The sequence below is a fragment of the Oleiphilus sp. HI0132 genome (genome assembly GCF_001635845.1).
In genome coordinates this window covers 1-788 of the sequence record NZ_LWGJ01000497.1, presented here as the reverse complement: position 1 = coordinate 788, position 788 = coordinate 1, and the positions used below count along the sequence as shown (strand labels likewise).

Sequence of the window (788 nt, the reverse complement as noted above, 5' to 3'; positions counted from 1 at the left end):
AGCACTAAATGGCAGCCAGGAATGCATCACAACAATGGTTACCGAGTTTAAAAAGCGCCACGACTATCTTGTCGCAGCGCTTAATGAACTTCCCGGCGTGGAATGTATTTCTGGCGATGGAACATTTTATGTCTTTCCAAACTTCCAGGGTGCTATCGACAATCTAGCGAATATATCTAACGATGTTGAAATGGCCGAGATGCTGCTAAGTGAAGCAGGTGTGGCACTTGTACCTGGGTCTGCTTTTGGGTCTCCTGGATGCATGCGCCTAAGCTTTGCAACCAGCATGGAAATATTAGAGTCAGCAATTTCACGTCTCAAAAAAGTACTTTAAGGTCTTGACCTGGGCCGCTTTGCTCTTTAGTATACGCGGCCTTGATTAACGAAGTCTTCGTTAGTCTTCTGTTCCCCGATAACTCAGTTGGTAGAGTAGCGGACTGTTAATCCGTTTGTCGCTGGTTCGAGCCCAGCTCGGGGAGCCAACTTCTTATTCCCACTTTCCTAACTTTATCAAAGCTGCGCTTTGAATTAATTCTTTGTAGATCCACTCCAATCTATAGACCAGGCCTAAGACCTGCAGGATACAACCAGACCGTTTTTTTCACCCCCAAATAAGCCACATCGATTTGCCAACTATAAATATCGCAAACACAAACAAAAAAGCCCCTTACTTTCGTAAGAGGCCTGCCTTTAATCTCAACTATTAAAACTAGTTAAAGCTAATAGCTTTCTGGTAGAAACTTGCCGGGATACGTATATTTGTAGTAAATGATCTGAAGTCTGCATTC

Annotated in this window: 1 protein-coding gene and 1 tRNA gene; both read left to right on the top strand. The window is 43.8% G+C overall.

Annotated features, from left to right (window positions below):
• Positions 1 to 334, top strand: a 334-nt coding sequence (locus A3766_RS06015) for an aminotransferase class I/II-fold pyridoxal phosphate-dependent enzyme (RefSeq protein ID WP_156508725.1), incomplete at its 5' end; no start/stop codon positions are given.
• 72 nt (positions 335 to 406) lie between these two features.
• Positions 407 to 482 (top strand) — tRNA-Asn (locus tag A3766_RS06010).
• Positions 483 to 788 lie beyond the last annotated feature (306 nt).